The organism is Mesorhizobium sp. M0491, assembly GCF_040321265.1.
Taxonomy (GTDB): Bacteria; Pseudomonadota; Alphaproteobacteria; order Rhizobiales; family Rhizobiaceae; genus Mesorhizobium.
This window is the reverse complement of record NZ_JAMYRE010000008.1, coordinates 251,497-258,676: the sequence shown is the minus strand read 5'-3', so window position 1 is coordinate 258,676 and position 7,180 is coordinate 251,497. Positions and strand designations below refer to the sequence as shown.

At 60.7% G+C, this 7,180-nt stretch carries 7 protein-coding genes and 1 pseudogene; 4 read left to right on the top strand and 4 right to left on the bottom strand.

The genetic code is table 11. From position 1 onward, the window contains the following. Positions 1–128: 128 nt before the first annotated feature. A pseudogene (locus NKI69_RS13150) lies at positions 129–699 on the top strand (chloramphenicol phosphotransferase CPT family protein); the annotation flags it as partial. Between the two features lie 72 nt (positions 700–771). Continuing rightward, positions 772–1,767, top strand: a complete 996-nt coding sequence (locus NKI69_RS13145) for a phosphatase PAP2 family protein (RefSeq protein ID WP_352721563.1) — start codon at positions 772–774, stop codon at positions 1,765–1,767. Positions 1,768–1,769: 2 nt separating this feature from the next. Here the strand turns inward: NKI69_RS13145 and NKI69_RS13140 are convergent, their stop codons facing one another. The 4 genes from NKI69_RS13140 to NKI69_RS13125 form a co-directional block, all read right to left on the bottom strand. Next, positions 1,770–2,204, bottom strand: a complete 435-nt coding sequence (locus NKI69_RS13140; RefSeq protein WP_023812944.1) for an HIT family protein — start codon at positions 2,202–2,204, stop codon at positions 1,770–1,772. A gap of 90 nt (positions 2,205–2,294) precedes the next feature. Then, on the bottom strand, positions 2,295–3,509 hold the full coding sequence (locus NKI69_RS13135) for a GNAT family N-acetyltransferase (protein WP_352442393.1): 1,215 nt from the start codon (positions 3,507–3,509) through the stop codon (positions 2,295–2,297). 50 nt (positions 3,510–3,559) lie between these two features. Continuing rightward, positions 3,560–4,288, bottom strand: a complete 729-nt coding sequence (locus NKI69_RS13130; protein WP_256746409.1) for a glycerophosphodiester phosphodiesterase — start codon at positions 4,286–4,288, stop codon at positions 3,560–3,562. 14 nt (positions 4,289–4,302) lie between these two features. Then, a complete protein-coding gene (locus NKI69_RS13125; protein WP_023812941.1) occupies positions 4,303–4,767 on the bottom strand; it encodes a RidA family protein in 465 nt (154 codons plus the stop codon). A 138-nt stretch (positions 4,768–4,905) separates the two neighbouring features. On the opposite strand from NKI69_RS13125, the gene NKI69_RS13120 reads away from it, so the two are divergent. Continuing rightward, positions 4,906–5,733 (top strand): cell envelope integrity EipB family protein, encoded by an 828-nt coding sequence (locus NKI69_RS13120; RefSeq protein ID WP_023812940.1) that lies wholly within the window; start codon positions 4,906–4,908, stop codon positions 5,731–5,733. Between the two features lie 113 nt (positions 5,734–5,846). Then, complete coding sequence (locus NKI69_RS13115) at positions 5,847–7,145, top strand: lysophospholipid acyltransferase family protein (protein ID WP_023812939.1); 1,299 nt, start codon at positions 5,847–5,849, stop codon at positions 7,143–7,145. Positions 7,146–7,180 lie beyond the last annotated feature (35 nt).

Here is a 7,180-nt window from a genome sequence, read left to right as displayed (position 1 = left end):
AATAGCTATCGACAACCGAGCGCTTGAAACTCTCGCTGTATTTGGACATGCAAAACCCCCGAAGGTTGTGTCCAACTTTCGGGGGGTCAGTTCAAAACGGGGCTTTTTTCATTGGAGCGGGAGGACGCATGGCCGGGCAGATCATTATCCTGAACGGCGCGCCGCGATCGGGAAAATCAAGCATCGCGAGGGCTATTCAGGAGAGCTTCGACGGCGTCTGGCTCAATCTCGGCGTCGACGTCTACGAGCAGGCCACGCCGGCACGCTATCGGCCTGGGATTGCGGCCTGGCGGCGAGCGTCCGGACCTTGAGGCCCTCGTGCCCGGATTATACGCCGCGCTCTACGAATCGATAGCCGCTCATAGCCGGTTGGAGCTGAATGTCGTTGCGGATGTCGGCCATCACGATGCCTATTCGAAACCGCTCCACATCCTGGCCGATTGCGCTCGCCGTCTCGCCGGTCTGCCGGTGCTGCTTGTCGGTGTTCGCTGTCCGATCGAAATCATCATGGAGAGGCGAGCGGTGAGCGCGACGGACAAGAGATATGTGACCGGCTCGCCCGACGATCCCGTGCCATTGCCCGTGCGTCTGTGGCAGGAAGAGGTTCACCGGCCAGGCATATACGATCTGGAGGTCGACACCTCGCTTCTGAACCCTGTGCAATGCGCGGATGCGATCCGCCTGTGGCTTTCTTCGGGGCGGCGGAGTTGACGGCGTTTCAAAGGCTTTCGGACCCGTCCTTGTTATGGCATCGGTCGTCCTGGGTCAGAATTGCCATCCGACGGCTTTTTTCACTCCAAATTAACGCCATCCGGCCATTTTTCGACAATGGTCTTACTTCCCGCAGAACGGACGATCCTGACTGTCGCGTTGGCGCTGGTTGCCGTTTGCATGTTCCTTGCCTGGGACAAGAACGTTACCCTCGCGCTTGACAGTTATGGTTTTTCCGTCGGCTTTGCGGTTGTGATGATTGCCATTGGCCAATTCTACCGTCGTGTTCGCAAGGCTGAGCGGATCGCGCTCTCCACACACGTTCTGGCCCTGTTTGTTTTCTATTCAGTGCCGGCCGCGCTTTTCAACCTTCTGCTCTTGCCGCGGCCTTTCGCGCCGATCGACGCTACGCTCGTGCGGATGGATGCTTGGCTCGGCTATTCCTGGCCTGATGCCTGTGCATGGATTTCCCGCTATCCACGCCTCTCGGACATTCTCAGGCAGGTCTATACCCTGACGCTGGCCCAGATCCTGTTTGCCTTTCTCTTCCTGGGTATGGCCAACGATCGGCGGCGGCTGCACGCGGCAGCCTTGGCGACGGTATTCGGATCTCTGGCCACCATCTTTTGCTGGGCGCTGTTTCCGTCCAGCGGGGCGTCCGCCTATTGGACCTTGGCGCCTGAAATCGACCGGATCGTTCGGCCGGTGGTCAATTCAGCTTACGGTTCGGAATTGAATCGGCTGCTGGTTGAGGGCGTCACAGACATTTCGGAGTTGCAGGTGACGGGGCTTGTGGGATTCCCTTCATTTCACACGGTGATGGCGCTGATGTCTCTAATCGCAATCTGGCCGTACAGGCTTGCGCGTCTCGCGCTGATTCTCGTCAACACCGCTTTGCTGCCGGCTATTCTGATCCATGGCGGGCACAATCTCATGGATGTGCTCGGCGGAACCGTGATCACGGTGATATCCTGGTGGCTCGGGCTGCGGGTGTTCGAAGCACAAGATCGCCGTCTGCCTCGGCTTGGATACGCCGTGCCGGCGATCGAGACCTGACGTCAATTCGTCGTCAGCGCCGCCCGTATCTCACCGGCGTTTTCGGCCAACACCTCCGGCTTCTCCATCTCGCCCGTGTGCGGCTTCAGCGGGACGCCGTTGAAGCGCGGGATCACATGCACATGCAGGTGGTACACGGTCTGCCCCGAGGCCGGCTCGTTGAACTGCATGACGGTGACGCCGTCGGCACTGAAGGCCTTTTTTACCGCCTGTGCTATCCTCTGAACGACCGTGAAAAGCGGACCGAAAATCGACGGATCGGCGTCAAGCAGGTTGCGCGACGGCACCTTCGGCACCACGAGCGTATGGCCTGGCCCCTGCGGCATCACATCCATGAAGGCTATGAACGCATCGTCCTCGTAGACGCGGTGCGAGGGAATTTCGCCGCGCAGGATTTTCGCGAAAATGTTGTCGGTGTCATAGGCGGTTTCAGCCATGGCAATGCTCCGGATTGTGACTTTCGTGTAGCGAAGCCGTCGAAAGTCGGCAAGGCGATCGTCGACCCTGCCCCTCCGGGCAGCCGGTCGCTACTCTTCTAAATCCTTGCGGAACGGGGTGTGCCCCTCGAGATATTCGCTCATCCGCTCCACCTCGTGGCGTTCACGCTTGAGATAATCGGCGACGGCATTGCGCAGGCCTGGGTGTGCAATGTAGTGCGCGGAATGCATGGTCACCGGCCGGTAGCCGCGCGCCAGCTTGTGCTCGCCCTGCGCGCCCGCCTCCACCACCTTCAGCTTGCGCTCGATGGCGAAGTCGATCGCTTGGTGATAGCAGACCTCGAAATGCAGGAAGGGATGGTCCTCGATACAGCCCCAGTTGCGGCCATAGAGTGCGTCGGAGCCGATGAAATTGATGGCCCCGGCAATGTATCGCCCGTTGCGCCTCGCCATCACCAGCAGGATGTCGTCGGCCATGCGTTCGCCGATCAGCGAAAAGAATTGACGGTTGAGATAGGGCCGACCCCATTTGCGGCTGCCGGTGTCCATGTAGAAGGCGAAGAAATCGTCCCAGGCCTTCTCCGTGAGGTCCTTGCCGGTCAGCCGGTCGATCGAAATGCCTGGGGCAAGCGCTTCACGCCTTTCCTTCTTCATCGCCTTTCGCTTGCGCGAGGCAAGGGTGGCGAGGAAGTCGTCATAGGTCGAAAAGCCTTCGTTGAAGAAATGGAATTGCTGGTCGGTGCGGTGCAGGAAGCCTGCCGCTTCCAGCACCTCCACATCGCTCTCTTGCGCGAAGGTGACATGCGCGGAAGAGACGCCGAGTTTTTGCGTCACCGCCTTCAGGCCCGCCACGAGACCGGCCTTTACTTTGGCGCTGTCCTCGCCTTTGCTGACCAGCAGGCGAGGGCCGGTGACCGGGGAGAACGGCACGGCACTTTGCAGTTTGGGGTAGTAACGGCCGCCGGCGCGCTCGAAGGCATCCGACCAGCCATGATCGAACACATATTCGCCCTGGCTGTGCGATTTGAGATAACAGGGCACCGCGCCCAGCAATCTGCCTTGCCCGTCCTCCAGCCTGAGGTGATGGCCCTGCCAGCCGGTACGCCGCACGGCGCATCCAGAATCTTCGAGCGCACTTAGAAAAGCGAAGGAAACCAAAGGATTGTAACTGGTTTCTGAATCTCCGCGCGCAGTTCCGGCAAAGCCGTTCCATTCATCACAGGTGAAGGCGCCGATGCCCGCGGCGACGCGGATCGAATAGTCCGCATTGGCCGTTTGTCCGTCACCCTCGTCGCCCTGATCCATGAGGCTTATTTAAGCTCCGTCCGGCCTGGTACAAGTCACGTTTCAGACACTCAGGCGACTTTGACCAGATCGGGTTCGAACCCTTCGAACGTCATCTGGTCGGCATATCTGAAGGTCAGGTCGACCGCCGGCTGGTCATGCACCGTCCAGGTGATAACAGGCATTTTCAGCCTTTCACGCACGAAGCTGACAAATGGGTTCGGCAGGTCGCCGGCGGCGTAGGAGGTGAAGGCGATGTCATGCGCCAGCATGGCGAAATGCGCCTCGATCAACCCGACGTCCTTGCCGTAGGCGGTGAGCCCCCCTGGGATACCCGGCGCGTCCTTCGGAAAATCGCGGACCAGCCAGTGGTCGAACGACATGATCGCCGCTTTGCCCTTGTAGCGCTTGAGCATCTTGCCGACGCTTGCCACCAGGCCTTCGTCATAGCCGGGCGTGCCTTTCAACTCGACCACCAATGGCACGCGGCCGTTCACCAGGTCGAGCGCTTCCTGCAGCGTCGGCACATGGTCCGCCGTGCCACCGACCCTGAGCGCCGCGAGTTCAGCTGCGGTACGCTGCCAGACGAAACCATCCTGGCCGGTCAGGCGCTTGAGATCGCCGTCATGGATGATGACGGGAACACGGTCGGACGACAGGTGCACGTCGCATTCGATGGCATAGCCGCGCTCGGCGGCCGCGGCGAAGGCCGACAGCGTGTTTTCCCAGCGCGTCTTGTTCATGTCGTGGAAGCCGCGATGGGCGACGGGCCGGGCGGTCAGCCAGGATAGGTCGGTCATATCTATCCCCTGGCTCATTCGATTTCGAAGACGGCTTCGATTTCCACTGCGGCATTAAGCGGCAGGCAGGCGGTGCCGACGGCGGAGCGCGCATGCTTGCCACGTTCGCCAAGGGCCGCCACCAGGAAATCGGAGGCGCCGTTGGCAACCAGATGCTGCTCGACGAACTCAGGTGCCGAGGCGACGAAAACGGTGATCTTCACCAGACGGCTAATCTTCTCGAGGTCGCCGAGTGCTGCCTTGGCCTGCGCCAGGATGTTGATCGCGCAGTATTTTGCCGCGTCCTTGCCGCCTGCCGTATCCAGATCGCGACCTAACAGCCCGCTCGCCTGCAGCTTGCCGTCCTTGAGCGGCAATTGCCCGGCGGTGAACAGCAGATTGCCGGTCCGGCAATAGGGCACGTAGTTGGCGGCGGGCGCGGCGGCGACGGGAAGCGTCACACCCAGATCACTTAGCCGCTTTTCGATTGTTTCACTCATGGTATTTCCCTATTGCTTGGTGACGCCGCGCCGGCCGGGCCGAAATTGCTATTTTTGCCTCGCTTCCGCCACGACTTTTTTTAAGCTGGACCATCTTTCCCTGCGGCCTGCCATCAGTCGCGACGATCGGAGTACCTCATGCGCGCAACGCGCCTCGCATTCCATGCCGTCCTGTTGTCGGGAGCCCTCTCGATAGGCCCTGCCTTTGCCGCGCCGGCGCTGCAAGCCCACCGCGCCGTCTACGATCTTACCCTGAAAAAGGCTTCCGATCAGTCCGGCATCACGGGCATATCCGGCCGCATGGTCTATGAGTTCAATGGCTCGGCCTGCGAAGGCTATACGGTGAAATTCCGCTTCGTCACCCAGATCGTCACCGCCGACAACACCAGGTTGACCGACCAGCAGACGACCACTTTCGAGGACGCCGAAGGCAAGACTTTTTCGTTCGTGACAAAATCCTTCGTCGACCAGAATCTCGACAAGGAGGTCAAGGGCATCGCCACGAAAGAGACCAAGGGCCTGAAGGTCGACATCGACAAGCCTGAAAAGAACAGCGTCGAGCTGGCGACAACCCAATTTCCGACCCAGCACCTGGTCGAGCTGATCGGCAAGGCCGAAAAAGGCGAGAATTTTTACGAAACGAACCTGTTCGACGGTTCCGAAGACGCCAACAAGGTGATGACCACCACTGTCGTGGTCGGCAAGAAAACCGATGCCGACAAGGCCGACCCGGAAGCTTCGGCACTGGCAAAGCTCGCCACGGACAAATACTGGCCGGTCGACATCGCCTATTTCGACGACACCAACAAGACGGGCGAAGAGGTGCCGGAATACCGTATCAGCTTCAAGCTGCATGAGAACGGCATCACCCGCGATCTCGTCATGGACTATGGCGACTTCTCGATGACCGGCAAGCTGGTCAACCTGTCGCTGTTCGACCAGACGAAACCCTGCCCCGCCAAATAGTGCCGGTCTAGGCAGTTGATTTACCACGACACGGCGTGGTCGTTGCGATCGACTTGAACGTGCCGCAATCGTCTCTCAACCTCTCCCAGCGTCCAGGCGCGAGGGGGATCAGCTTGAGCAGGATCGATACATTCGTCGCGCCGCGGCCCAACCCGGCACTGATCAGGGCCATGACATCCGTCAACCGGATCGTCATGCTGCGCGGCATTCCCGGATTTCGGGATCTGTTGCCGTTCAATCGCCTGGCCGGTCTTCGCGGCGTCGCCAATGTCCGCCATATCGACTTTCCCGACGCCGATCTTGAGCGGCTGAAGGCCAGTTGCGGGGCAGGGAAGGCGACCTTCATCACGCCCAATCATCCCGAGTTCTTCACCGACTGGATGATCGACAAGGAGATTGTGTCGCAGGTCAGCCCGCTCACGGCCTCATGGGCAACCAACGGTGTCGTCAACGGCCTTGGCCGGCTGATGCAGAAGTTCTGGCTGGCCAACAATCTGATCGCCCAGATTCCGGGCAACAGCGGGGCAGCCAAGGAACACTCGATCGCCTGGGCCTTGAAAGGCCATGGCGTGCTGCTGCATCCCGAAGGCGGCGTCGGCTGGCATGCCAATGTCGTTGCGCCTTTGCTGCCGGGTGCCGTCGAGATGGGGCTCGAGGCCCTCAAGCGCGGCCGGGCCACGGATCCGGATTTCAAGGTCTGGATCGCGCCAGTCGTCTGGAAGCTGGCCTTCACCGGGAATGTCGAAGCGGCGCTGGCGAAGGAATGCGCCTATGTCGAGAAAAGCCTGAAAATAGAACGCCTTGCGACCGACACGCTGCCGCAGCGCATCCACCATGTCTATTCGACGCTGCTGGCCCGCGATGAAGCAGCATCGGGCATGCCATCCGACGAAGGCGCAACCTATACCGAGCGTCAGCAGGCATTGGTTGCTGAACTCGGCCGCCGACTCGGCGAAAGCATCTCGCCCGACACTGATGTCACCGACGCAACCGAACTTCTGCGGCGGGCGCGTCGTTGGCAGCGCGAAAACAGTGGCGATGCGGAAGGCCGAAAGCAGGTCCGCGCGCTCGCCGACACGATTCAGAGGCTGCAACGCGTCGGGCCCTGGGCCGCGGCCAACCCGCGCATCAGCCTGGAAGAGATCGCCGAACATCTGAAGCGGGTCCGCAACGACTATTGCCGGGGCGGACTGCGTGACACGATCAACCGGTTCATTCCGCAGCCGGCCGGACCGCGTTGCGCCCATATCCGGGCGCCGGAGGCGCTGGGCCTGCATGAGTATGCCGGCTCGATCGACGATGCGGTTGCCGAGTTGCATCGTCGCATGCAGGACACAATGACCAGCACCGTGGCTGAAGTCGAGGCCGGCGGCGGCTTCATTTTCTATCCGAATCCCTTCTATCATCGCTAGACGAGTGCCTGTCGGCGCAAGATGAAGGAATACGG

What these genes read in the sequence shown, in the direction of transcription:
- NKI69_RS13140 (WP_023812944.1), bottom strand. Translation starts at nt 2,204, where the DNA reads ATGGCTGAAACCGCCTATGACACCGACAACATTTTCGCGAAAATCCTG.
- NKI69_RS13135 (WP_352442393.1), bottom strand. Translation starts at nt 3,509, where the DNA reads ATGGATCAGGGCGACGAGGGTGACGGACAAACGGCCAATGCGGACTAT.
- NKI69_RS13130 (WP_256746409.1), bottom strand. Translation starts at nt 4,288, where the DNA reads ATGACCGACCTATCCTGGCTGACCGCCCGGCCCGTCGCCCATCGCGGC.
- NKI69_RS13125 (WP_023812941.1), bottom strand. Translation starts at nt 4,767, where the DNA reads ATGAGTGAAACAATCGAAAAGCGGCTAAGTGATCTGGGTGTGACGCTT.
- NKI69_RS13120 (WP_023812940.1), top strand. Translation starts at nt 4,906, where the DNA reads ATGCGCGCAACGCGCCTCGCATTCCATGCCGTCCTGTTGTCGGGAGCC.